Source organism: Methylophilus sp. Leaf408, from assembly GCF_916856905.1.
In the GTDB taxonomy this organism is placed as follows: Bacteria; Pseudomonadota; Gammaproteobacteria; order Burkholderiales; family Methylophilaceae; genus Methylophilus.
In genome coordinates this window covers 75,831-99,005 of sequence record NZ_CAKASK010000002.1, presented here as the reverse complement: position 1 = coordinate 99,005, position 23,175 = coordinate 75,831, and the positions used below count along the sequence as shown (strand labels likewise).

The 23,175-nt window shown below is 48.2% G+C and carries 20 protein-coding genes; 13 read left to right on the top strand and 7 right to left on the bottom strand.

Annotated features, from left to right (window positions below; translation table 11 throughout):
- Positions 1-6 precede the first annotated feature (6 nt).
- Positions 7-207 (bottom strand): twin transmembrane helix small protein, encoded by a 201-nt coding sequence (locus tag LPA26_RS11280; protein WP_055827717.1) that lies wholly within the window; start codon positions 205-207, stop codon positions 7-9.
- A 63-nt stretch (positions 208-270) separates the two neighbouring features.
- Between LPA26_RS11280 and LPA26_RS11275 the strand changes: the two genes are divergently transcribed.
- Genes LPA26_RS11275 through cyoE form a run of 4 tightly spaced genes read left to right on the top strand, consistent with a single transcriptional unit; the run spans position 271 to position 3,542 of the window.
- On the top strand, positions 271-1,005 hold the full coding sequence (locus LPA26_RS11275) for an SURF1 family protein (RefSeq protein ID WP_229008423.1): 735 nt from the start codon (positions 271-273) through the stop codon (positions 1,003-1,005).
- 26 nt (positions 1,006-1,031) lie between these two features.
- The gene (locus tag LPA26_RS11270; protein WP_055827712.1) at positions 1,032-1,649 is read left to right on the top strand and encodes a hypothetical protein; all 618 of its coding nucleotides are present in this window, start codon (positions 1,032-1,034) and stop codon (positions 1,647-1,649) included.
- A gap of 2 nt (positions 1,650-1,651) precedes the next feature.
- Complete coding sequence (locus LPA26_RS11265) at positions 1,652-2,626, top strand: heme A synthase (RefSeq protein ID WP_229008750.1); 975 nt, start codon at positions 1,652-1,654, stop codon at positions 2,624-2,626.
- A 19-nt stretch (positions 2,627-2,645) separates the two neighbouring features.
- On the top strand, positions 2,646-3,542 hold the full coding sequence (gene cyoE / locus LPA26_RS11260) for a heme o synthase (RefSeq protein WP_229008422.1): 897 nt from the start codon (positions 2,646-2,648) through the stop codon (positions 3,540-3,542).
- Between the two features lie 12 nt (positions 3,543-3,554).
- Here the strand turns inward: cyoE and LPA26_RS11255 are convergent, their stop codons facing one another.
- The 3 genes from LPA26_RS11255 to LPA26_RS11245 all read right to left on the bottom strand — a co-directional run bounded on the left by LPA26_RS11255 (position 3,555) and on the right by LPA26_RS11245 (position 7,765).
- On the bottom strand, positions 3,555-5,168 hold the full coding sequence (locus LPA26_RS11255) for a bifunctional diguanylate cyclase/phosphodiesterase (RefSeq protein WP_229008421.1): 1,614 nt from the start codon (positions 5,166-5,168) through the stop codon (positions 3,555-3,557).
- 200 nt (positions 5,169-5,368) lie between these two features.
- Positions 5,369-5,656: a PsiF family protein gene (locus tag LPA26_RS11250; protein ID WP_055827708.1), complete on the bottom strand. Its 288-nt coding sequence runs from the start codon at positions 5,654-5,656 to the stop codon at positions 5,369-5,371.
- A gap of 153 nt (positions 5,657-5,809) precedes the next feature.
- Positions 5,810-7,765: an SMP-30/gluconolactonase/LRE family protein gene (locus tag LPA26_RS11245; RefSeq protein WP_229008420.1), complete on the bottom strand. Its 1,956-nt coding sequence runs from the start codon at positions 7,763-7,765 to the stop codon at positions 5,810-5,812.
- A gap of 182 nt (positions 7,766-7,947) precedes the next feature.
- On the opposite strand from LPA26_RS11245, the gene LPA26_RS11240 reads away from it, so the two are divergent.
- From LPA26_RS11240 to LPA26_RS11215, 6 genes are all read left to right on the top strand, one after another.
- Entirely contained in the window at positions 7,948-8,901 is a 954-nt protein-coding gene (locus LPA26_RS11240; RefSeq protein ID WP_055827703.1) for an AraC family transcriptional regulator, read from the top strand.
- Between the two features lie 166 nt (positions 8,902-9,067).
- Complete coding sequence (locus LPA26_RS11235; protein ID WP_229008419.1) at positions 9,068-10,135, top strand: NAD(P)-dependent alcohol dehydrogenase; 1,068 nt, start codon at positions 9,068-9,070, stop codon at positions 10,133-10,135.
- A 216-nt stretch (positions 10,136-10,351) separates the two neighbouring features.
- A complete protein-coding gene (locus tag LPA26_RS11230; RefSeq protein WP_055827698.1) occupies positions 10,352-11,446 on the top strand; it encodes a calcium:proton antiporter in 1,095 nt (364 codons plus the stop codon).
- Positions 11,447-11,529: 83 nt separating this feature from the next.
- Positions 11,530-12,477: a DedA family protein/thiosulfate sulfurtransferase GlpE gene (locus LPA26_RS11225; RefSeq protein ID WP_229008749.1), complete on the top strand. Its 948-nt coding sequence runs from the start codon at positions 11,530-11,532 to the stop codon at positions 12,475-12,477.
- Complete coding sequence (locus LPA26_RS11220) at positions 12,470-15,649, top strand: efflux RND transporter permease subunit (RefSeq protein WP_229008418.1); 3,180 nt, start codon at positions 12,470-12,472, stop codon at positions 15,647-15,649. The genes LPA26_RS11225 and LPA26_RS11220 overlap by 8 nt, the downstream gene beginning before the upstream one ends.
- The gene (locus LPA26_RS11215) at positions 15,639-16,826 is read left to right on the top strand and encodes an efflux RND transporter periplasmic adaptor subunit (protein ID WP_229008417.1); all 1,188 of its coding nucleotides are present in this window, start codon (positions 15,639-15,641) and stop codon (positions 16,824-16,826) included. The genes LPA26_RS11220 and LPA26_RS11215 overlap by 11 nt, the downstream gene beginning before the upstream one ends.
- 104 nt (positions 16,827-16,930) lie before the next feature.
- On the opposite strand, the gene LPA26_RS11210 is transcribed toward LPA26_RS11215, so the two are convergent.
- From LPA26_RS11210 to LPA26_RS11200, 3 genes are all read right to left on the bottom strand, one after another.
- A complete protein-coding gene (locus LPA26_RS11210; RefSeq protein WP_055870237.1) occupies positions 16,931-17,302 on the bottom strand; it encodes a YidH family protein in 372 nt (123 codons plus the stop codon).
- A gap of 152 nt (positions 17,303-17,454) precedes the next feature.
- Entirely contained in the window at positions 17,455-17,628 is a 174-nt protein-coding gene (locus tag LPA26_RS11205; protein WP_082488040.1) for a DUF1328 domain-containing protein, read from the bottom strand.
- A gap of 786 nt (positions 17,629-18,414) precedes the next feature.
- A complete protein-coding gene (locus LPA26_RS11200; RefSeq protein WP_055870240.1) occupies positions 18,415-18,804 on the bottom strand; it encodes a hypothetical protein in 390 nt (129 codons plus the stop codon).
- A 274-nt stretch (positions 18,805-19,078) separates the two neighbouring features.
- Here LPA26_RS11200 and LPA26_RS11195 point away from each other — a divergent pair, with 274 nt between their 5' ends.
- From LPA26_RS11195 to LPA26_RS11185, 3 genes are all read left to right on the top strand, one after another.
- Entirely contained in the window at positions 19,079-19,447 is a 369-nt protein-coding gene (locus tag LPA26_RS11195; RefSeq protein WP_229008416.1) for a DUF6232 family protein, read from the top strand.
- Between the two features lie 314 nt (positions 19,448-19,761).
- Positions 19,762-20,280, top strand: a complete 519-nt coding sequence (locus LPA26_RS11190) for a response regulator (protein WP_229008415.1) — start codon at positions 19,762-19,764, stop codon at positions 20,278-20,280.
- A 321-nt stretch (positions 20,281-20,601) separates the two neighbouring features.
- A complete protein-coding gene (locus LPA26_RS11185) occupies positions 20,602-23,163 on the top strand; it encodes an EAL domain-containing protein (protein WP_229008414.1) in 2,562 nt (853 codons plus the stop codon).
- The last annotated feature ends 12 nt before the right edge of the window (positions 23,164-23,175 follow it).

Below are 23,175 nucleotides of genomic sequence, written 5' to 3'. Positions count from 1 at the left end.
GATTTATTACAGCGTATGGCCGATATAACCGAAGTGTGCAGCAAGAATCAATAGTAGAAACAGGACGATAGACAGGCCAATACGCATGGTTAATGCCTTTACCGTACGATCTGAGCCACGCTTGTCTTTCAATAAAAAAACCAGGGCAGAAAACAAACTGCCGATGATGACTAGCAGTACAAGGACAGTAGCAATTTTTATAAGCATGGTGTGATCCTGCGCTAAGTGTAAGTAAATAGTGAAGGCACATTATGGGCTGTAAGTAAGAAAATGCAAATACCTTTGGGATCTTATGTTTTGAGGCTGCGGCCAGTGGTCATGATGGTGGTGGCGCTCATGGTTTTTGGCTGTTTGAAATTAGGCATGTGGCAGTGGCACAAAGCCGAACAAAAGCAGGCGATTACCCTTGCCCTGGCTGAGGGTAAACTCAATATGGTTGAGCTAGTAACTGATGGCAAGCTGGATGAGAATGGCATAGAAGCTTTACATACCCGAGCTGTAAAACTCTCCGGGCATTACCTGCCAGCATATGCTTTCTTTCTGGATAATCAGGTGGAGCAGGGGCAGGCTGGATTTCACGTGTTAACGCCGTTTTTACTCAGTGATCAGCGGACAGTAATTTTGGTGAATCGAGGGTGGGTAGCAGGATTTTCTGATCACCAGCAATTGCCAGTGATAAAGACGACTGTAGGGGAGCAAACTGTGGCAGGGATGCTATGGCATCAAAAGAAAACCGGCTTTCAACTGGGCCATACAGATGAGCATTGGAATAAAGTACAGCAAGTGATAGATTTTGAATATTTACAAAAACATTTGCCTTACCCACTGGTGCCGCATGCTATCCTCAAACTGGACCCTGACGTAGCGCAAGATGGATTTATCCGCCATTGGGATGTCACGGCCGGGCAGGTCGAAAAACACTTAAGTTATGCCTATCAATGGTTTGGATTTGCTTTGGCAAGCATACTGATTGGTGTGTATCAAATGCTGGAAAAACGGCAGTAAACGGTCAGGAAAAAGGTAGCCCGGTAGTGCAAGAAAATTCACAGTCAAAAGTTTCAGTAAATGCCGCCCAACAGCGCAAAGGGCGCATGATTTTTCTATTGTTGGCAGTATTTTTTACCGTGCCATTGGTGGTAGTCGTCGCGATGATCAAGTTTGACTGGCGACCTAGCGGTAAAAGTTATGGCCAGTTGATTCAACCGCCAGTGTCGCTGGCTTCCAGCACGCATTGGGTAAATGATCAACAGCAGGCCATGCCAACATTCTGGCAAGATAAATGGAATATTGTCCTCATCGCAGGCGAATGCGATACACGTTGTATGCAGCGGTTGCATGACTTAAGACAAGTGTATGTATCGCTGTATAAAGACATGATCCGTGTGCAGCGCGTGCTTATCACACAACAGGCTGATACCAGCAAGATTCGTGAACGGTACCCTGATCTGTTGATTATCAATGGCGAGTCTGCACAGGTAACCGCCTTGGGTCGCATGCTGAGTGGTGGCGGGCAGAACACACTGGATGCGCAGCGGGTATATTTCATTGATCCGCTAGGCAATATCATGATGCAGTATCCGCTTGAGCAGGAAGCCAAATGGATACGCAAAGATTTGACGAAGCTGCTGAAGGCTTCGTGGGCGGGTTGAGTATGTTCAGGTCTTTAAGTGTTGTGGCTGTGCTGCTGGCGTTTTGTGTCGTGGTATTGGGGTCATATGTACGATTATCTGATGCAGGATTGGGTTGCCCAGACTGGCCTGGCTGTTATGGCGCCTTATCCGTGCCGCAAAGTGAATCCGCAATCCACTCTGCGCAGCTGGCATTTCCGGATAAGCCGCTAGAACACGCGAAAGCCTGGAAAGAAATGGCCCATCGTTATCTGGCCGGAAGTCTGGGCCTGGTTATTTTAGGTCTGGCCTGGCTAGCGTATGTGAACAGGCTGAAAATAAAAACTTCATGGCAGTTATCTGTTGCCCTGGTCGTGCTGGTTTTTTTACAGGCACTGCTGGGTATGTGGACTGTGACACTGTTACTTAAGCCGGTAATTGTGACCTTACATTTACTGGGCGGGATGACCACCCTGGCACTATTATGCTGGATCGCCGTACGCAATAATGCGCAACCATCCATCGCTTTGCCATCAGCACAGCAATGGTGGTTACGCCTGGCGCTGGTGGTATGGTTTCTACAGGTGATGCTGGGTGGCTGGACCAGCAGTAATTATGCGGCGCTCGCTTGTACCGACTTTCCCACCTGCCATGGCTTATGGTGGCCCGATATGGATTTGCATGATGCATTCCACCTGACGCGGGCACTGGGAGAAAGCCGGGATGGCGGGCAATTGCACCTAGATGCTTTGACCGCTATTCAATGGATACACAGACTGGGCGCGCTGGTCGTGCTGGGTTGGGGCATCGTCAGCGTCAAGATTTTGTTACAGCGTCAAAACGCCAGAACCTTGGCGTGGACACTACTGCTGGTTTTGCTGTTACAAATCGGTGTTGGTATCGGCAATCTGTTACTGCAACTGCCATTAGTCTTGGCTGTATTGCATAACGCCGGCGCAGCGTTGCTGGGTATATGCCTGGTGACAGTCAATGCGAGATTAATGAATACGTCTTATTAGAAAAGTTGGGGGATTAGTCATGCAAAGTATTTGGGTTACACAACTGACATCGGCCAAAATGAGCTTGCGCAATTTTTATGCGCTGTGCAAACCGCGCGTCACGGCATTAATTGTTTTTACCGCAATCATCGGCATGTTTATGGCCACGCCTGGCATGGTGCCGTTACAGATATTATTAGCGGCAACTGTGGGCATTGCGTTTGCCTCAGGTGCTGCAGCGGCGTTTAACTGTTTAATCGAACACAAGATTGATGCCATGATGGCACGCACGCGTGCGCGTCCTATTCCTACCGGCCAGTTATCGCAGATGGAAACCCTGTTATTCGCCAGTGTGCTCGGTGGCATAGGCCTGAGTATTTTGTATTACTGGGTGAACCCGCTGACCATGTGGCTGACATTGGGGACGTTTGTCGGTTATGCCGTTATTTACACGGTGTTTCTGAAACCGGCAACGCCTATGAATATTGTCATTGGCGGCGCATCAGGTGCAATGCCTCCAATACTTGGCTGGGCAGCAGTGAATAACACCGTGTCGCCAGAAGCTTTGGTCATGTTCCTGATTATTTTTGCCTGGACGCCACCACACTTCTGGGCACTAGCTTTATATCGCCGAGAAGAATATGCCAAAGTGGGCATGCCTATGTTACCGGTAACCCATGGTGAGAAATTTACGCTGCTGCATATTTTGCTATATACCGTGATCCTGATTGTCGTGTCTTTAATGCCTTATGGCTTAGGCATGAGTGGCTGGCTGTATCTGGCGTCGGCAGCATGCCTGAATGCGGTATTTCTTTACTATGTAGTCAGCCTCTATCGTCGCTATTCTGACGATCTGGCCAAAACCACTTTCAAATATTCTATTCTTTACCTGAGCCTGATATTTGCAGCGCTATTGCTGGATCACTATTTGATTTAAATCCTGAAGTGGTTAGTTAGCTTTGGTGGCAGCATGTTGCAATGCTGCCATTTTTGTTTCAGCGCCCAGCATAGGATATGTCTTTTCTTGCAGCATCTGCAAATCCAGCTGCTCGAGTAATGAGCTGAACATAGCCGGTTTTCCATGCAGAAAACCCTGTATAAAATCGCAATTGATAACTTTGAGTATGCTCTCCTGCTGCGCATTTTCCACGCCTTCGGCAATCAGTTGCATATTCAGCTCATGTGCCATCTGGATGATGGAGCGGCACAGGATAAAGTCATAGTTATCCACGCCCAGATTATTGATAAAGGACTTATCAATCTTAACGTAATCAATATGGTATTTTTTAAGGTAACCCAGTGCAGAATAACCGGTGCCGAAGTCATCAATCGATAATTTAATGCCCGCCTGTTTAAGCGTTTTTAAAGTGTCCTGAATCACTTTTGAAGGCTCGAGCAACAACCCTTCTGTAATTTCAAAACAGAACAGTTCACAAGGAATATTCGAGCGCTCAAGGCGTTTGATAAACGCCATTAAATGCTGTGGATGCGCAAACTGTATCGGTGAAATGTTGAGGCTGATCTGGATACCCTGCAAACGCATTGGGTCTATGGTCGACAAGTCATGCAGCACTTCATTAAATATCCATTTGCCGATCTCGATAATAATGCCCGATTCTTCCGCAATTGGAATAAACACACTTGGCGGAATGTTGCCACGCGTTGGATGTTGCCAGCGGATTAGCGCCTCGGCTTTAATCAGCGAAATATCCTGCAGGCGATAAATAGGCTGGTACACCAGATGCAACTCGTTATTTTCAATGGCTGAGCGCAGGTCATGCGTCAGGGAAATGCGTTCCCTGATTTCCTGCTGCATGGTTTGGGTAAAGAACTGGTATTGGTTTTTACCGGCACGCTTGGCCGCGTACAAAGCCTGGTCGGCGTACATCATCAGGGTTTCGGCAGAGTCGCTATGGTCAGGGAACACCGCAATACCAATACTGGCGGTGACAAAATACTGGTTATCATCGATATGAAAAGGCGAGCGCACAGTCTCTACAATTTTGGCGCCGATGTCGTGCAGCACCTTGATATCTTTGAGTTTGGGAATCACCACCACAAACTCATCGCCACCCAATTTGGCGGTGGTGTCGCCATCTCGTACGCAGGATTGAATGCGTAATGCTGCATTCTGCAACAGGCGGTCACCCACTGCATGTCCGGCAATATCATTCACATCCTTGAATCCATCCAGGTCAATCAGCAGTAAGCCCAATTGTTGTAGTGATTGCTGACATTCCTGAATCGATTTCTCCAGGCAATCCTGTAGTAAATAACGATTAGGTAATTGTGTCAGGTAATCATAATTGGCTTGCCGCCAGATCTGTTGACGTACCTCGGCTTCACGCCGTTGCGCGCGCTGGTAGAAACGCCAGAGCTGATGCACCAGCAGCATGCATGCCAGGGCAAGTATTGTTATGCCAGCTTCAACTGCCAACTGACTAAACAACTCCGGGTTGGTGGCTGACGTTTCTGGTGCAAGGGTAGCTGCTGTCGCCTGACCGGTGAATGGCATAGCGCTGAGCAACATTGTTTGAATGATTTTCTTGAGTGGGTTATCCATACCAATCAATCTGTATTTGCAAATGATGGCCTGGTAAACCCTTATCGGCACTGAATCTCAGGCCATGCTAAAAAAAGACACACCAGGAGTTAACTTGATTAACGGCAGGTTGGCTTAAAACTTTAGGTGGAGGTAAAAGTTTTTTATCAGACGCCTGCAGCGTGACTGCAGGCGTGATTGAGACGGGATACTTGCTGGAATTATTTACCGGATAAGCAGGTTTTCATAAACGCTTTACGTTCGTCACCTTTTAAAGCCTTGGTTTTTGCATCTGCGTTACATGTCTTCATTTTATTCTGCTGTGCAGTCAGGCCGGAGTCCGTACTATCAGCAGATAAACAGGTTTTCATAAACGCTTTGCGGTCATCCCCTTTTAACGCTTTGGTGCTGGCATCTGCATTGCAGGTTTTCATTTTTTCCTGTTGCGGGCCTGCTGAAACTGAAAGACAGAATGAGGAAAGCAGTAGCGCAAGAACCAGTTTTTTCATGAAATTCTCCTAACAAATTATGAATTATGATGATAAATGATTCAGGCTGCCAGAATGCGAGCCTGACCACGCCATTCTGACACAGAGCAGGATCATCGGGGTGGAATAAAAAAGCCCGGTCATTAACCGGGCTTAAACGTACGCAATGAATGCTTATTGAACAGGGACGCTATGCAATGTGCCTGCTTTCATATCAGGGATCAATAAGGATTGGCCATCTGCTGAAAAGCTGATATCTGCCGCGGATTGGTAGCCCTGAATGATGCGTTGCGGCGTCGCTTTAGGCTCAGTGAGCTGCCAGACATTGCCGCCCGCCCAGTCGCTCACATACAGGTGACCATGCGTATCACGAACCAAACCATCAGCACCACCAAAGCCCTGGTTAAGCAAGGTCACGGAAGCTTTTTTGCCGCCTAACTGTACCCTGAACAATTTGCCTGTGCCAAAGTCAGCCACCAGTAAACTGTCCGCACCATCCATCAGCAAGCCATTTGGACGTTTGATACCGGCATTCGCTTTAAGCACTTCAGTCACTTTACCGGCGGGTGTGATTTTGAAGATGCCAGCACTTTTGCCATTGTCATCGCCACTGTCCGAGACATATACATTGCCCAGGCCATCGATTTCAATGTCATTTAAGAACACTGGTTTGCGCGGAAAAGCTGAAGTAGCAGCAGTCACCGTTTGCTTGCCAGTTTGCGCGTCAACACTCACCACTCTATCCACATCTGCAACATACAGCTGGCCATTGAACATATCCAGGCCTTTAGGATCATTCAGGCCTTCTGCCAGTGTTTTGCGGGTGCCATCAGCTTCGATCTGGGTGATTTTCCCATCGCCTGCTTTACCGAATTCACCAATCTCCGAGATATAAACGACTCCATTCGGTGCGGCAAATACAGATTCCGGCATGGCGAATCCGGTCAAAGTCGTCTCGCCTGTATGAGTGCTGGGCGCGGCGGCCGCGGCAGATTTACCCAGTGTTTTACCATCATAGCTCACACGGTAAATCACGCCATTGTAGTCATCCGAAACCAGCAATGAACCATCCGGCAATTGCAGTACGTCATTCGGGCGGCCCCATACTTCACCTTCGGCACTTAGCCAGCCATCAATAAATACTTTGGTTTCCTTAACCTGCTTCTGCTCGTCGAAAGTCACGCGGACCAGCTGGTAACCGACAGGCTCTTTACGGTTCCATGAACCGTGCTGTGCGATGACGGCATTGCCCTGGTATTCGCTTGGAAATTGCTTGCCGGTATAAAACTTGAAGCCGAGGTTGGCACTGTGTGCCTGGAATTCAGCCACTGGTTTCGTCACCGCTGCAGGTGGCGTTTTGTTTTTCCAGTTAGGGTCACGCGCATCGCCGCCGGCAAAGTAAGGAAAACCAAAATGCAGGCCGGCTTTAGGTGCCGCATTTAGCTCATCATGCGGGATATCTGCGCCAAGCAAGTCGACACCATTATCGGTAAAGAACAAGGTATTCGTGCCAGGCTGAAAATCCAAACCGACGGAGTTTCTTACCCCTTTGGCAAATGTTTCCACCTGGCTGCCATCCGGATTCATGCGAATAATGGAAGCTTCAATGCCAGTCGGATCGCAAATATTGCAAGGCGCACCGATAGTGACGTACAACTTGTTATCCGGGCCGGTCGCGATATAACGCCAGCCGTGATGCGCTTTATTCGGTAATTTGTCATAGACCACTTCGCGCATGGCCTTAAATGGCAAGGTCAGATCAAAGTCTGGTGCAGCATAACGTGTGATGCGGTGCTGTTCGGCCACATACAAATGTCCATCTACCATGGCGACACCATTACCAACATTCAGGTCATCCAGAATCGCTACTACCTGATCGGCTTTGTGATCTTTGTTCTTATCCACCACTGCATACACTTTATTACCACGGGTGCCTACATAGACGTTGCCGTTGGTACCCAGTGTCATCTGGCGTGCACCGGGCACTTCAGCGTAGACATCGACTTTGAAACCGTCAGGCACGCGCAATTTGCTCAAGTTGTCCCGCACATCCTGAATATCCGCCCAGGCTGACATTGACAGGGTTGCGAATATGGAACCGATCAGGCCTTTTATCAGCTGATTTTTCATCACGTTTTCCTCTTCTCCAAAATATTGCATTCAATACAAGTGTGGTATGAGTAGTCTACGCAGGCTGAGGTTCGCTGGTAAGTTTAAAAATATGAAATCGTTGCCTATTTCTATGTCTTATTAGGTGAATAAAGTCATTTAGGGGTATTATTTATGCCTAATCAATCACATAGTATAAGTATATGAGCAATGCTGACTGTTGGTATGCCCACGACCGCGATAAAACTATTGCGCTGTTATCCAGCCAGACTCGCAGTGAAGGGTTTACGCTGACTGCGCTGGATGGCGTCAAACTCATGCGCTGGAATCGGTCGATTCCTCGTAGCCCGGTTTTTTACGAACCTAGTATTGTATTCGTTTGTCAGGGCCGCAAAATCGGCTACCTCGGCGGAGAGGTTTATCAATACAATCCGCAACAGTTCCTGATTTTATCGGTGCCGCTGCCATTCGAGAGTGAAACCATCGCTTCATTGGAAGAGCCCTTGCTGGCGATTTCCATCCGTATCAATCTGGCCATGATCTCTGAGCTTCTATTGAGTGTTGAGCATGACACGCCGATGAAAATTAATGGCAAGAGTGGCATCACATCTACACCACTGGACGCACGTTTATCAAATGCGGTGGTCAGACTGCTGGAATGTCTGCAATCGAAAACCGAAGCAACGGTATTGGGCCAGGCGATTATTCGCGAGATTCATTACCGAATCTTGCAGACATCGCAGGCCTCGGCCATTTTGGCGGCGCATAGCACGCACAATAATATAGGTAAGATCAGCAAGGCGTTGCGGCTGATCCATTCTGAGTATGACAAAGAGCTGAATGTGGACAAGCTGGCCTCGGAGTCGACCATGAGCGTACCTTCGTTTCATGCGGCGTTCAGGGATGTGACGGCTACTTCACCTATCCAGTACCTGAAAATGACCCGCTTGCATAAAGCACGGTTGCTAATGGTGCAAGACGGTTTAAGTGCCACCCTGGCGGCCAGCAAGGTGGGTTACGAAAGTGCCTCGCAGTTTAGCCGCGAGTTCAAGCGTATGTTTGGCAAAAGCCCGATGGAAGAGGTCAGTGCAGTACGTAGTGCCCTGATTACTACCCCGAGTGATGTGGATGCCAGATATGTCACGGTGCAACAGTAGACCTTGAGTTAGTGACAGGAAAACTCATAGCTTTAGGCAATCATTCAAGAAGAGCTGGCAATTATTATTGCAGTGATTCTTTTAGACTTTAATGGTTATTGTCGGCAAGCTTGAGCTTGATTCCGGCGGTGATTCCAAGTTTCAATAAAAATATGGAGAACGCGACATGGCACTCACTTTTAAAACAGCCGCCTATGGTGTACAAAACGCAACCACCCCGGTTGCGCCTATGAGCATAGACCGCCGTGAACCTGGTCCGCACGATGTCCTGATAGATATTGAATACTGCGGTATCTGCCACTCTGACATTCATCAGGCCAGAAACGAATGGGGTGGCGGCTCTTTGTACCCTATGGTGCCGGGCCATGAAATCGTGGGTCGCGTCAGCAAAGTCGGCGACCATGTGACTAAATTCAAGCTGGGGCAACTGGTTGGAGTCGGCTGTCTGGTCGACTCCTGCCGCCACTGCGAAGACTGTGGTGCCGGTGAAGAGCAATATTGCAATGAGTCCGTATTTACCTACAACTCAAAAGATACCCGCCACGGTGGCCTGACGTTTGGCGGTTATGCCGAACGCATTACCGTGGATGAAAATTTCGTGGTCAGCGTACCGGAAAACCTGGATACCAAAGCAGTCGCGCCATTATTGTGCGCGGGCATTACCCTGTACTCTCCACTGAAACACTGGAATGTGCAGCCGGGCCAGAAAGTCGGCATCATCGGCCTTGGTGGCTTGGGTCATATGGGTGTGAAACTGGCGGCAGCCATGGGCGCGCATGTTGTCATGATCACCACCTCGGCCAGTAAAGCAGCGGATGCCACTAAACTGGGTGCGCATGAAGTGCTGATTTCAAAAGATGCTGATGACATGGCTAAACATACTGCCAGCTTTGATCTGATCATAGACACGGTACCGGTGGCGCATGACCTGAACCCTTATATCGGCTTGCTCAAACGCGACAAAACTATCGTTCTGGTTGGTCCTCTGGATCCGGTGGAAGTGCATGGCGCCAACCTAATCACCAAACGCCGCCAGGTCGCTGGCTCATTGATCGGCGGTATTGCAGAGACGCAAGAAATGCTGGATTTCTGTGGCAAGCACAACATCGTCAGTGATGTTGAAATCATTGATGCCAATTACATCAACGAAGCTTACGAACGCATGCTAAAGAGCGACGTGAAATACCGTTTTGTAATTGATATTGCTTCGTTCAATGCTGCTGCCAAAGCATAGATTAAAGACGGTATAGTGTTTAGAGCGCAATTGAATTTGCGCTCTAGCTTTTGCCATATTTAGATAGTTTAAGAATTTTGTCAGCGCATTAAGAATTGCACAGGCCAGTCAAGAAGCAAAAAGCTTTGCATGGAATGCAATACAAATTGGGCCGTTTGAAGGCATAAACTAAAGGTCGGTGTTAAGATGGTTATCTATTCATTTTCCACTTAGCGCATGCTTGCAGAAAAACCTCCTCAGGGCCTGATATCACTAGTGATATCGATTCTTGCCTACATCTCCCTCACTCAAATTGACAAGGTGATGCACATTGGCCAGCAAGAGTCGCTGGTGGTTTCAATTATCTTTGTAGTGTTGATTATCAACCTGGCATTCCAGCTGTCGTTCCAGGTCGAGTATGTTGCGGAACGGCTGAAAGAGCCTTATGGCACCATGATTCTGACCATCAGCGCGGTCATTATTGAAGTGGTGATCATCGTCATGATGTTAAGCCATACCTCTTCTACCACGCTGGCCAGGGATGCGATTTATTCGGCAGTGATGCTGGATATCAATGGCATTCTCGGGTTATGTGCGATCGTTGGTGGTATCAAGTATGGCGAGGTGGAATACAACGTTAACTCGGGCAATACTTATATTGTCATGATCATGACGGCGCTGGGGATTTCAATGGTATTGCCAGCGTTTTTGCCGCCTGAACACTGGCGTATATATTCGATGTTTACGATCATCACCATGAGTGTGTTTTATGCGCTGTTCCTGAAAATGCAGACAGGCCGTCACCGTAACTATTTCAGCTACCGTGACCAGCATAATAAAGACGGGCTGGGCGAGATGGCATCCCGCAAAACCATCGTAGATGTCAGGCTGGCGATTGTGTATATTCTGGTCGGCATCATCACCATAGGCCTGCTGTCAGAAGAGATGAGCATGCACATGGATTCCGGGCTAAACGGGAGTGGTGTGCCGCCGATTGTGGCTGCAATTGTCGTGGCGGTGATTGCTGCCAGCCCCGAGGTATTGACTGCGCTGAAAGCAGCGGTGAATGACCGTATGCAAACGGTCGTGAATATTGCGCTGGGGGCAACGCTTTCAACTGTCATTCTGACGGTGCCGGTGATTGAGGCGATCGCCCTGATCCAGAATAAACCGCTGATCGTTGGCTTGTCGCCAACGCAGATGGTCATGACATTTTTAACTTTGGTGGTCGCGACCATCAACTTGCACGATGGCGAAACCAATGCCATTGAAGGCATGACGCATTTTGTATTATTTATGGCGTTTGCCATGCTGGCAACGCTAGGCATGTAGAAAAAAATGCTACAAGAATGAAGTTCTACAAGAAAGTTTTGTAAAATTAAGCGCCATTCAAATGGCGTTCGCGTGAGTGAATGATGAGTACCCTCCTGGAATTACTTCAACAATACGGCCTGCTGATTATATTCGCCAATGTGCTGCTAGAGCAGCTAGGTTTGCCGCTGCCCGCTTACCCTACACTGTTGCTGTCGGGTGTGCTGATTGCCAATGGCCAATACAGTCTGGGCACTTTGCTGGCAGTGGCCGTGATCGCCGCCCTGATTGCGGATTCCATCTGGTATATGGCGGGCCGCAAATACGGTAAAAAAGTGATGGGGAAGTTATGCAAGATTTCGCTTTCACCAGATACCTGTGTCAGGCAAACCGAATCGCTGTACCTGAAATTCGGTCCACCAGCCTTGCTGGTGTGTAAATTTATTCCGGGCTTTGCTTCTATTTCCAGCGCGCTGGCTGGCTCTTCCGGCACGCGTTACCTGGTCTTCGTCATCATGGATGGTTTGGGCGCTGCATTGTGGGCAGGGACAGCACTGTGGCTAGGTAACCTGTTCAGCTCTGCCATTGACGAACTGATGTCTACACTGGTGCAGATGGGTAAGTGGGGCACATTGCTGGTACTGGCGTTACTCGCCGCATTTATCGCATACAAGTGGTGGGACAGGCAGCGGTTTATCAAAAGCCTGCGGATGGCGCGTATCAGTATTGAAGAGCTCAACGAAATGCTGGATAAAGGCGCGGCGCCCGTGATCCTGGATACGCGTGCTCCCCACCTGATAGATGACGGCTGGATTCCAGGCGCGCAGTTTATTACCCTGGAAGATGTGGATAACCTGGTGCTGGATATTGATGCAGATGCCCCGGTGGTCCTGTATTGCTCCTGCCCGAATGAAGTCACGGCGGCCAAAGTCGCCAAGAAACTGATCAACCGCGGTTACCGCAATATCCGGCCATTAACTGGCGGGATCGATGCCTGGCGGGATGCCGGTTATATTATCAGCCTGCCGCCGGCAAAGGGCGTCAATGTTTAATGTAGTTGGTATTGCCCTCAAGCGGCCATATACCTTTGTGGTGATGGCGCTGCTGATCCTGATTGTCGGCACATTGTCAGCGGTGCGCAGCCCGGTGGATATTTTTCCTGAAATCCGTATTCCTATTGTCGCGGTGGCCTGGCAATATAGCGGTTTGCCGCCTGATGATATGGCCGGACGTATCACCACGCTGTACCAGCGCAGCTTGACCACCACCGTCAACGATATTGAGCATATCGAGGCGAATTCGTTTAACGGCTTTGCCATCGTCAAAATCTTTTTCCATCCCGGCGTCAATATTGCGACTGCTAATGCGCAGGTATCGGCGATTTCACAAACCGTCACCCGGCAAATGCCGACCGGCACCACGCCACCGTTGATCCTTAATTACAATGCTTCCACGGTGCCTATCTTGCAGATTGCACTGTCCGGCAAAGGCCTCACCGAGCAAAACCTGGCTGACCTGGGTTTAAATGCAGTGCGCATCCGCCTGGTAACCGTGCCCGGGGCCGGCGTGCCATTTCCGTATGGGGGTAAAAGCCGGCAGATTCAGATTGACCTGAATCCGCCTGCACTACAGGCACGTGGATTATCAGCCCAGGACGTGTCAAATGCCCTGGCTGCGCACAATCTGGTCGTGCCGGTGGGTACGCAAAAAATTGGTAGCATTGAATACATACTTAACCTGAACAATGCCGCTTCAGATGTTGATGAGCTGGCCAATATCCCGGTTAAGGTCGTCAATGGGACTACCATTTACATGCACGACATTGCGCAAGTACGCGATGGCAGTCCGCCACAGACCAATATCGTACACGTGGATGGCAACCGTTCGGTATTGATGACCATCCTCAAGAATGGCGCGATTTCTACACTGGCGATTGTGGAAGGTATCAAAGACAAGCTGGAAGAAATCAAGCCCAGCTTGCCAGATAGCCTGGTTGCGACACCGATCAACGACCAGTCACTGTTTGTGCGCGCCGCCATTCACGGCGTGGTGTTTGAAGGTGTGCTGGCGGCCATTTTAACCAGCCTGATGATATTGCTTTTTCTTGGTAGCTGGCGGTCTTCGCTGATTATTGCGACATCGATTCCGCTTTCGATCCTGGGTGCCATTATCGGTTTATCGATTGCCGGTGAAACCTTAAATATCATGACGCTGGGTGGACTGGCGTTAGCAGTTGGTATCCTGGTTGATGAAGCTACGGTTACCATAGAAAATATAAACTGGCACCTGGAGCAGGGCAAGCCGGTAGAGCAATCTATCCTTGATGGCGCGGCGCAAATTGTGACGCCTGCATTTGTCTCGCTACTATGCATCTGCATTGTGTTTGTCCCAATGTTTTTCCTCGAAGGCGTGTCGCGTTACCTGTTTGTGCCTATGGCCGAGGCGGTGATGTTTGCGATGGTGAGTTCGTTTACCCTGTCGCGTACGCTGGTGCCTACCATGGCAAATTACATGTTGAAACCGCATGTCCATGGTGATGAGCATGGACCAGTCAGCCGCAACCCGTTGGTGCGTTTCCAGCGCAGTTTTGAAGCAGTTTTTGAACGCATGCGCCTGTCTTACAAAGGTCTGCTGGAGCTGGCGATTGATCATAGCCGATTGTTCATGGGCGGCTTTATGTTGATTGTACTGCTATCTTTTTTGCTGACCCCGATGCTGGGCAGTAACTTCTTCCCGGCGGTGGATAGCGGACAAATCCTGATGCATGCGCGCGTGCCTGTGGGTACCCGCATTGAAGAGACGGCCAACCGTTTTGCCAATATCCAGGCAGCGATTAAAAAAGTCATTCCTGCGGATGAAATCCTGACCATCGTCGACAACATCGGCATGCCTATCAGCAGCATCAATATGACGTATAACAACACCGGCGTCATCGGTACGCAGGATGGCGATATCCAGATTGCGCTGAAACCGGAGCATGCCCCAACAGCTGAATACATTCGCACCTTGCGCGAAACCTTGCCCAAGCAATTCCCGGATACGACATTTTCGTTCCCACCGGCAGATATCGTCAGCCAGATCCTGAACTTTGGGTCACCGGCGCCGATCGATATCCAGATACGTGGTGGCAAGCTGGCAGATAATTTTGAGTATGCCAATCAGTTACTGGCGAAAATACGCACCGTGCCTGGCGTGGTCGATGCACGTATCCAGCAATCGCGCAGCCGTCCGGCATTTGATATCAATCTCGATAAAACCCGCGCACAGGAAATCGGCATCAGCACCCGGGATGTCACCAATAGCATGGTGATCAATATGGCAGGCAGTTCACAGGTATCACCGACATACTGGCTAAACCCTGCCAATGGCGTGACTTATCCCATCGTGTTGCAAACCCCGCAATATCAGCTTGATAGTCTGAATACGCTGGCGAACCTGCCTGTCAGTGGCAATAACGGACAAACCCAAACCTTAGGCGGCCTGGCGATATTCAAACGCAATGTAGGTAACGCGGTTGTCAGCCAGTACGATATCCAGCCCATGGTGCAGATACACGCCAGTACCCAGGATAGAGACTTGGGCGCAGTCGCCGCCGACATTCGCGAGATTCTCGAGAACAGCAAAGACAAAGTACCCAAGGCTACCAGTGTCGTGATGCTCGGTCAGGCATATACCATGGACCATGCCTTTACCAGTTTATTTTTCGGCTTATTGGGCGCCATCGTGCTGATTTACCTGTTGATTGTGGTTAACCTGCAATCCTGGAGTGATCCGTTCGTGATCATTACCGCATTACCGGCTGCGCTAGCCGGCATCGTCTGGATGCTATTCATGACTTACACGCCGCTTTCCGTACCTGCGCTGACTGGCGCGATTATGTGTATGGGCGTGGCGACTGCCAACAGTGTGCTGGTCATCAGTTTTGCGCGCGAAAGGCTGGATGAACTTAAAGATGCTACCGCAGCTGCTATTGATGCCGGCTTTGTACGTTTTCGCCCGGTGCTAATGACGGCGCTGGCAATGGTGATCGGTATGACGCCGATGGCATTAGGCCTCGGTGAAGGCGGGGAGCAAAATGCGCCACTCGGACGCGCGGTCATCGGCGGTTTGATTTTTGCTACCGTCGCTACCTTATTATTTGTGCCGGTGGTCTTTAGCGCCATACACAGGAAAACACACTTTACCCCTGTCAGCACCTCTACAGGAGAGACTCATGACCACTAACTCCCACCACGCATCGCGCCGGTTGAAACTGGGCGGCTTGCTGCTGGCCTTGATTGCCGCAGGCATTGTCATTATGGGCATGTCTACCCGTGCCAGCCATGATGACAAACTTAAAGACTGGACTGACAAGCAGGCGGTGCCTACCGTAAGTGTCAGCCATCCAGGTGGAGCGGTTGACGGTAGTCAGCTGATTTTGCCGGGGCGCTTTGAAGCATTTTCACGTGCACCGATTTATGCCCGCGTTAGCGGTTACCTCAAAAACTGGAAAGTCGATATCGGCGGTTCAGTCAAAGCCGGGCAATTATTAGGCGAGGTGGAAACGCCAGACCTTGACCAGGAACTATTGCAGGCGAAGGCTGATCTGGCGAGTGCGCAGGCAAACGTCAGCCTTGCAGAGACTACTGCCAAACGCTGGCAGGATATGCTGAAGACCCAATCAATCGCGCGGCAGGAAGTCGATGAGAAACAGGGCGATTATTTAAGTAAACAGGCACTGGTAAAAGCGGCTGAGGCCAATGTGCAGCGCTTGCAGGCACTTAAAGGTTTTGCCAGCATCGTGGCGCCATTCGATGGTTCAGTGACTGCACGTAATACGGATACGGGTGCTTTGATCAATGCCGGTAGTAGCGGCAGTACAGCATTGCCATTATTTGAAGTGTCCAACACTCGAAAATTGCGTTTATATATCAATGTGCCGCAGAATTACGTCAGCCGTATCAAACCTGGCGGTAAAGCGACTTTCAGTGTGCCCGAGTATCCCGAGAGCAGTTTTGAAGCCACCATCCAGTCTACCTCCGGCGCCATTAATACTTCGTCAGGTACAACGCTGGTGCAATTGCTGGTTGATAATGCAGCAGGCAAGTTTTTGCCGGGCGGTTTTGCCAATGTGAATCTGCAAATGAAGGATGCCGGTGGCATTTTAAGCATTCCTGCCAGTGCATTGATTTTTGACCAGAATGGCTTGAAAGTCGCCACCGTTGGCGCCGACCAGAAAGTGTCTCTGAAAACCATCACCATTGCACGTGATTTGGGTAAAACGCTGGAAATCCAGACCGGCCTAACGGCCAATGACCGGGTGATTGAAAACCCGCCGGATGGTGTCACTGACGGCACATTGGTGAATGTAGCCACCGCAGCTGATCAGCCATCAAAAGAGCAGGCCCAGCCAGCGAAGTAATTTAAGCCATTCAAAGTATTTGAGTTGAATGACATTGGCTATTAGATTGATCGTTTAATGGATTAGTCAGGAGTAGCTAGTCTGTGCAAGTCACATTGCCAGATTTAGCGCGCCAGAATTAACCAGATACTTAATGCAGTAGCAGATAAGCTTAAAAAAACATTCACCGCCGGTGGTAACCAGAACAGGTGACCGCGCGGTTTTTCCTGTTGACCAAGGGACTTACAGAATACGACAAACTGCATCGCAGATAATAAAGCGGTCAATGCGCCAATCAGGATAAAGCCAACGCCGATGAACAATGAGACGGTGCTTTGTGACTCTGCAAGCCGGGCATCAATATTCATTAGCTTGATGAACAGGCCAAATCGTTCAATTACAAATCCTAGTCCCATCAAGGCAATGGATGTGCGTTGCCAGGCAAGTAAAGTGCGCTCGGCAGCAAAGTAAACGCGTGGGTCATCAAGGTAAGACATGAAAAGGGTTCTCGCAATCACTGATTAATCGTGCCATTTTACGACTTATCCAGGCCGCATGCCTGGATAAGTTTCTGGCAGTGACGCGTTTGCGGACGCTGAACTAGCTTGATGGAAGCCTAAACTAGCTTGATGGAAACAAAGTAAAGCTGCTATACAAACAGGCTTATACCGAGGACAGCCAGAATAGCTACACCGATAGCAAGAATCAGGAAAATAAAGAAAAATACTTTTGAGATTTTTGCTGCACCAGACTCAACGCTGCGAAAACCCAGCGCACCTGCAATCAGGGAAATAACTAAAAATATCAGCGCATAGTAAAGCATGTTCCGGCTCCTTTATAGTGTATTAATATTTATATAATTTATATAATATGATGGTAAATGTTTAAAGCTGTAGCCATCATAAGAGCTGAATCTAGTGTTGAGTATAGGACTTTGCTGGATTAAAGGTAAGAATCAGCCTACGGCAATACGCTACCTACCAGCCCAGTTCGCTAGTAGTAAAAAGCATGTGAAAATCACCAGAGTCTATATTTAATGCGGTGATCGGCTGGGTTCTGAGTTGAAGATATGAAGCAGTCCAGGATTGAGATTATCTGACACAGATGATTTAATTTTTATCCATCATTCATTGATAATTGCGGGCTATTGAGCTAAATCAGAATGCCAGAACTTGCTTGAAAACAAAACTTGAGACATAACCGTTTCATGGTAAAAGCAAGGCTAAGCCAGTTTTTGCTACAAAACAAACTTACCCGAATATCCGGCAATGAACAGGGTATTTAGACCGTATTTCCAAGACGTTGCCATTAATTTGGAAAGATATAATTCGCCTCTTGTTTTATAAAGATTGCCTGCAACAAGCTTGATTGCAAGAACCTGGTGACGGGAAAGCAGATTCGCTAGTGCCAGCTTGCTAGAAATATAACAACACTATAAGAAATATAACAATGTCTGATTATAAAAATCTGGTAATTAAAATATTGTATTGGTCAGGTGTTTCGCTGCTACTCAGGCTGGTGTGGATCTCATACGTACTAATCAAATTATTTCCGATAGTCTCTTTGGTATTAGTCAGTTTGTTCAGTGTGATTTTTTTTTATTAAATAATCACTCGTCTTCGCTGAATGCATTGTGAAAGTCTTCTGCTTCAATCACTTCTTTGGCGCGCATTTTCTGTATAAAAACAATGCCTTCCCTGGTCATCTGGCCCTTGCTTGATCGCCTGCCTTCGCCTATGTCGCCATTGGCGGTAAGGGGCAAGCGGAATACCTCCTGATGGTACCTGAGGCTCGCTTCGCCCAATCCTATTCTTTTGCATTTTTCCAGGTCTAAAACTGTGATCAGGTAATAGTTGGAACCTCTGGGATTGATTACGCGTTTCAAGTCTATCACCCCTATCAGCTCAGTCCCTTTTAAGACCGAAATCTCTTCGCCCGTTGCATCGAGCTTTATCGTATAAGTTAGGCCATCCTTGGCGACAAATTCTTTTTGGTGCATACAAAACATCCTTAGTGGGGTATTCGTCTTAAACACATTTGCTCTCAAACTTCATCATACATCAGGCTAAACTTTTTTCATCTGGTCTTTCACCTAGTCTGCAGCATCACTTGAAGTGATGTTTTTATTTATACATGGGCATAAATGCAACTTTGAGAATTAAGCTTTAAAAATGAGGTTACTCTTGATGTGAATATTTGTTAATAGATAGTAAACTATGTTGCAAGGTATGTTTAAATTCAATTTGGATGCAGCTTGATAAGCTCAAACGTCGATGGCAGAAACCGTATTTTTCAGTCTTGAAGGGATTAAAGTCAGTGATACACAGTTTATCGCTGATGGGCAAACCTATGCGATTGATACAGTCGCTGCTGTACAGCATGGATTGATAGAGCCAAAGCGCACATTCTCAACCATCTGCGTGCTATCAGGATCATTCCTGATGATTTTTGAAGATATCTTCATGTTTGTCGGTGGCTTTTCGATAGCGCTCGGCTTGGTGGCCTGGTTCACTGCACAAACCCTGTATGCTGTGGTTATTCATACCGAGGAAGGTGAGAAGCAGGCGTTAACCAGCACTAATAGCACTGATGTGGATCGAGTGATTCGCGCACTGAATACTGCGATTATTAATAGAGGCTAACATCAAAATAATTTTAGAAACAAACCGGTGTGAGTCATTGTTTTATTTCTTCGTCTGTATAAGGGCTACCTGTTCTCCTTCCCTTGTTATTTGAGTTTCTTTTAAAATATTGCCGCACTTGGTAAGTCGCAATACATGAGTGCAGCCTGCAAAGCAGCTTTGTATTACACCATCGTGCCGACATTATCTTGTAATATCAATCCTGAATTTGATGGGATTTGATAAGCGTAATTAATAACAAGAGCTGTTATGTAAACAACCACTTCTGAAGCTACTCAGGGTGGACTTGGCATAGATTTGGCGCTAGTGAAAGTATGCTGAAATTATATGACGGCACCGTCAGTTGCTTCAGTAAAGGGCGCAATAAGGGAAGCCAGTTTACGATCACGTTGCCTTTGTGGAAGGACAAGGTTTTGCACGAGAACAATACCGACATAGTTGAATTAAAACAGCAAAAGAAAATATCCGTGCTGGTAGTTGATGACAATGTAGATGCGGCTACTACACTAGCTTCATTTATAGAGTTGTATGGTCATGAAGTAATGGTTGAGCACGACTCTTTAAAAGCGCTCGAGTTGATTGAAGCCACTTTGCCGATGGTCTGCGTGCTGGATATAGGCTTGCCGAAAATGGATGGCTATGAGCTTGCACAACGTATTAAAGCCAATAAAGCCATGTCACATGCCACTTTGATCGCCGTCACCGGCTATGGCAGGGAGGATGATAAAAAGGCTGCATTTCTGGCAGGCTTTGATCACCACCTGGTCAAACCAGTAGATTTTGAAATGCTGATTCAGCGCATTGATGAGGCTGGCGAGAAGACTACTGCGTAGCTGGAATCAGGATGACAAAGTATTTTTAATATTATTCGCTGCCTTGATCCCGCTAGAAAATCGTATTGGGATATCTCTTAAAGACAGCCAACGCTAAGGCATTCAAATAGATCGCCTTGCCGCAAATGTTAAAAGCTTTTTAGTTTTAATTGGACAAACCTCACTTTTACTCAGCTGCCCAGCAGCTTAGCCTTGTCATTGCAGGTTTAACTTCACACAACTATATTGGAATAAATATTGTCTAGTCGTTATGGCTGAGTAAATGTTGCTCATATATACAGATCTGTAGCCAGCAGATTTTGCACTTTGGGAGGATTTGCCATGCCAGTTGCCGACCATGGAGACTTTCTGGACTTTGCTTTATTTTCGCGGTTTGCATTGAGTAAAATTCAAGACTGGATTACCTGTATCAATAGCGCAGGCGACATTATTTATGTGAACGAGGCGGCGTATACAGCGCTTGGTTATACCAAAGAAGAAATTTATAAACTCAAAATTTTTGATATTGATTTGAGTTACACACCTGAGGTTTGGGCTGCACATTTAGAGCGGCTAAAAGCGCTGGGTTCGCGGACATTTGAAACGCAACATCGAAAAAAAGATGGTCAATTCTTACCGGTTGAAATCAACTCCAACTACATTGAGTATCAAGGCCAGGAGTATAACTGTGCGGTAGTGCGGCCTATCTTTGATCGTAAGCGTGCCGAAACGCGCGAGCATATCAAAAATCATGTGCTGGATCTGGTGGCGCACAATGCCCCTTTGAAAAGCATACTTGCGTATCTTGTGCGCGGGGTAGAAGAAGAAAATCCTGAACGTTTTTGCTCTATCCATTTGCTGGATAAGAATAAGCAACTCCTGAAAAATTATGTCGCTCCCAGCTTGCCGCCAGGCTATTCCGCAGCGATAGAGAATTTACAGGTTGGTCCTGATATAGGTTCGTGTGGCACTGCTGCATTTGAAGGCAGGCCGGTGTATGTCGAAAATATACAGACCGATCCGCGCTGGGAAGGTTACAAAGAACTTGCTGCCAAGTATGGGCTGGCCTCTTGCTGGTCGGTGCCGATAATTGTGGACGACAACGATGTGGCGGGCACTTTCGCGATTTATCACAAAGCGCCGAAAACGCCTTTGGCGGCGGATATTGAGCAACTGGAATATCTTTCCAACCTGGCCCGTATCGCTATCGAGCGTCATCGTACTGCAGAAGAGTTACGGCTGTCAGATTCTATCTTTAAAAATACCAGTGAAGCCATGCTGGTGCTGGATATTAATGGCATCATCATTGCGACCAATCCGGCTTTCACCAAGATATCCGGCTATGACTCATCTGAAGTCATCGGTCACCATCCTGTCACGTTTGGCTCGCCCAGGCATGACCGGGATTTTTATGAGGCCATTCGCAAAGACCTGCAGGATAACGATTCATGGCGTGGAGAAATATGCGGCATTAAAAAAACCGGTGAAGAATATATCAACTGGGTAACTGTCAACACCACTAACGATGACAAAGGGCGGCCGTTCAGGCGCGTGGTACTGTTTTCGGATATTACCGAGAAAAAGAAACATGAAGAGCGCATCTGGTATGAAGCGAATTACGATGCGCTAACCCATTTGCCAAACCGCCGTTTATTCCAGGAACGCCTGCAACAAGAGGTGTTCCGTGCCAATCGCCTGGGCACCAAAGTCATCTTGCTTTACCTGGATCTGGATGGTTTCAAGGAAGTAAACGATGCCATGGGCCATCAAGGCGGCGACCAGTTATTGATTGAAGTCGCGCGGCGGCTTAACCAAGTGATACGCGTGACGGATTGCACTTCGCGGTTGGGTGGCGACGAATTCACGGTAACTCTGGTCGATGTGCACGAATATCAAACCGCGATCAAGGTCGCCACCTCTATTCTTGAGTTGTTGCAGGCGCCGATTATGGTCGATACGCACGCCACTTATATCTCGGCCAGTATCGGTGTCACTGTCTACCCCGACGATGCAGCCGATGCCTCCAGCCTGATTAAAAATGCCGACCAGGCAATGTACGAAGCCAAAAAGCTGGGTCGCAACCAGTATTCTTTTTACACCCGGGAAATGCAATATGTGGCAACCCGTCGCTCTGAACAAAAGCGTGAGTTACGCAGCGCATTGCTGAATAACGAATTCGAAATTTATTATCAACCGGTGGTCGATCTTAAAACCGGCAATGTGACAAAAGCCGAAGCCCTAATCCGCTGGCAGCACAGTACCATGGGCATGGTCAGTCCGGCAGAGTTTATCCCTCTGGCGGAAGAGACTGGGCTGATCCATGAAATAGGCAGCTGGGTACTCATAGAGAGTTTGGCGCAGGCGCTGAAATGGCGTACCCAATTTCACCCGGATTTCCAGATCAGCGTCAACCTCTCACCGACGCAATTCAAAAACACTACTTATTTCGACAGATGGTTCACCCTGCTTGCTTCAGCGGCCAATACCAATAACTGCCTGTGCGTAGAAATTACCGAGGGCGTGTTGCTGGATGCCTCCCAGAAAACAGCCAAACAACTGATGCGTTTCCGCGAAGCGGGGATAGAAGTTGCAATTGATGACTTTGGCACCGGTTATTCTTCGCTGGCTTATATCAAGCGCATTGATGTCGATTACCTGAAAATTGACCGTACATTCATTACTAATATAGCCGCTGAATCTACTGATTTCCCCCTGGTTGAAGCCATCATCATGATGGCGCATAAATTAGGATTGAAAGTCATTGCAGAGGGTGTTGAAACTGAAGCGCAATTGGAACTGTTAAACAGTATGGGCTGCGATTTTATCCAGGGATATTTTTACTCGAAACCGTTGCCTAAGCCAGAGTTTGAAGCCTGGTTGGTGGCGAGTAAGAATAAGGCATGAAGCTCATGGCTG

Coding starts and splice junctions, on each gene's coding strand:
- LPA26_RS11280 (WP_055827717.1), bottom strand. CDS start 207: ATGCTTATAAAAATTGCTACTGTCCTTGTACTGCTAGTCATCATCGGC.
- LPA26_RS11230 (WP_055827698.1), top strand. CDS start 10,352: ATGCTTGCAGAAAAACCTCCTCAGGGCCTGATATCACTAGTGATATCG.
- LPA26_RS11265 (WP_229008750.1), top strand. CDS start 1,652: ATGTTCAGGTCTTTAAGTGTTGTGGCTGTGCTGCTGGCGTTTTGTGTC.
- LPA26_RS11190 (WP_229008415.1), top strand. CDS start 19,762: ATGCTGAAATTATATGACGGCACCGTCAGTTGCTTCAGTAAAGGGCGC.
- LPA26_RS11200 (WP_055870240.1), bottom strand. CDS start 18,804: ATGCACCAAAAAGAATTTGTCGCCAAGGATGGCCTAACTTATACGATA.
- LPA26_RS11250 (WP_055827708.1), bottom strand. CDS start 5,656: ATGAAAAAACTGGTTCTTGCGCTACTGCTTTCCTCATTCTGTCTTTCA.
- cyoE (WP_229008422.1), top strand. CDS start 2,646: ATGCAAAGTATTTGGGTTACACAACTGACATCGGCCAAAATGAGCTTG.
- LPA26_RS11215 (WP_229008417.1), top strand. CDS start 15,639: ATGACCACTAACTCCCACCACGCATCGCGCCGGTTGAAACTGGGCGGC.
- LPA26_RS11235 (WP_229008419.1), top strand. CDS start 9,068: ATGGCACTCACTTTTAAAACAGCCGCCTATGGTGTACAAAACGCAACC.
- LPA26_RS11210 (WP_055870237.1), bottom strand. CDS start 17,302: ATGTCTTACCTTGATGACCCACGCGTTTACTTTGCTGCCGAGCGCACT.
- LPA26_RS11220 (WP_229008418.1), top strand. CDS start 12,470: ATGTTTAATGTAGTTGGTATTGCCCTCAAGCGGCCATATACCTTTGTG.
- LPA26_RS11205 (WP_082488040.1), bottom strand. CDS start 17,628: ATGCTTTACTATGCGCTGATATTTTTAGTTATTTCCCTGATTGCAGGT.
- LPA26_RS11275 (WP_229008423.1), top strand. CDS start 271: ATGCAAATACCTTTGGGATCTTATGTTTTGAGGCTGCGGCCAGTGGTC.
- LPA26_RS11245 (WP_229008420.1), bottom strand. CDS start 7,765: ATGAAAAATCAGCTGATAAAAGGCCTGATCGGTTCCATATTCGCAACC.
- LPA26_RS11195 (WP_229008416.1), top strand. CDS start 19,079: ATGGCAGAAACCGTATTTTTCAGTCTTGAAGGGATTAAAGTCAGTGAT.
- LPA26_RS11185 (WP_229008414.1), top strand. CDS start 20,602: ATGCCAGTTGCCGACCATGGAGACTTTCTGGACTTTGCTTTATTTTCG.
- LPA26_RS11225 (WP_229008749.1), top strand. CDS start 11,530: ATGAGTACCCTCCTGGAATTACTTCAACAATACGGCCTGCTGATTATA.
- LPA26_RS11255 (WP_229008421.1), bottom strand. CDS start 5,168: ATGGATAACCCACTCAAGAAAATCATTCAAACAATGTTGCTCAGCGCT.
- LPA26_RS11240 (WP_055827703.1), top strand. CDS start 7,948: ATGAGCAATGCTGACTGTTGGTATGCCCACGACCGCGATAAAACTATT.